Below are 1329 nucleotides of genomic sequence, written 5' to 3' on the forward strand. Positions count from 1 at the left end.
CATCTATGTGAAAAACCAAAAATCTCTAAAACCCGCCCCCACCCACCGACAAATCCCAATCTACTCCCACATTAGGTTAATCTAAATTATGCGTGGGGTGGGGCGGGTTTACGAAAATGTTCATAGGTATCAAATATCCTTCGTAAAACCCGCCCCTACAAGGCCTCTTACTAATTGCCAAAATTCCCGTAGGGGCGGGTTTCACCAACCATCTATGTGAAAAACCAAAAATCTCTAAAACCCGCCCCCACCCACCGACAAATCCCAATCTACTCCCACATTAGGTTAATCTAAATTATGCGTGGGGTGGGGCGGGTTTACGAAAATGTTCATAGGCATCAAATATCCTTCGTAAAACCCGCCCCTACAAGGCCTCTTACTAATTGCCAAAATTCCCGTAGGGGCGGGTTTCACCAACAATCTATGGGAGAAACCAAAAATCTCTAAAACCCGCCCCCACCCACCGACAAATCCCAATCTACTCCCACATTAGGTTAATCTAAATTATGCGTGGGGTGGGGGCTTTACAGATTGTTTGTATTCATCAGATATTGTTGGTTAAACCCGTCGCTACCGGGTGTGTTTTTAGGAAAAAAATTATGAAATACGATAGCAACAAACACCACCGCCGTTCAATTCGCCTACCTGGATATGATTATAGGAATCCCGGTGCATATTTTATCACTATTTGCAGTTGGCAGCGCGAATGTTTATTCGGCGAAGTCATTGATGATACAATGCAACTGAGTCCCTATGGTAAAACTGTTTTATTCAATTGGAGCATTCTTCCCAAACGTTACGCAAATGTGGCATTAGACAATTTTATTGTGATGCCAAATCACGTCCACGGAATTATATTCTTGAAAGATAGCCCAGAAATAAATGATACAGAATCCAATAAATTAGTGCTGAGAAAATCAAAAATCCATCCTTTATCGGAAATTGTCCGGGGTTTAAAAACATCTTCAGCGCGGCGAATTAACCAAATGCGAGATTTGACTGGCGTATCGGTGTGGCAACGAGGTTATTACGAACATATCATCCGCAATGAAGAATCATTAGTTGGTATTCGCGAATACATCATTAATAATCCTTTTTCGTGGGGAAAAGATGAATTATATCCTCATAATTCAGTCAAAATTAATGAATCTAGTCCCCTGGCGATCGAATGGAATGGCAAATCTTACATACAGTCGATCGTATTGTAACATGGAATCGATCGCCTGTAGGGGCGGGTTTCACCAACCATCTATGTGAAAAACCAAAAATCTCTAAAACCCGCCCCCACCCAACGACAAATCCTAATCTACTCCCACATCAGGTTAATCT

The 1329-nt window shown here is 42.1% G+C and carries 1 protein-coding gene; it reads left to right on the forward strand.

The genetic code is table 11. The annotated features are described in order from the left end of the window. The first annotated feature begins 599 nt into the window (after nt 1-599). Nucleotides 600-1208, forward strand: a complete 609-nt coding sequence (locus AAFP14_RS26360) for a transposase (protein ID WP_341735127.1) — start codon at nt 600-602, stop codon at nt 1206-1208. The last annotated feature ends 121 nt before the right edge of the window (nt 1209-1329 follow it).

The organism is Microcoleus sp. EPA2 (assembly GCA_020882975.1).
Classification (GTDB): domain Bacteria; phylum Cyanobacteriota; class Cyanobacteriia; order Cyanobacteriales; family Microcoleaceae; genus Microcoleus.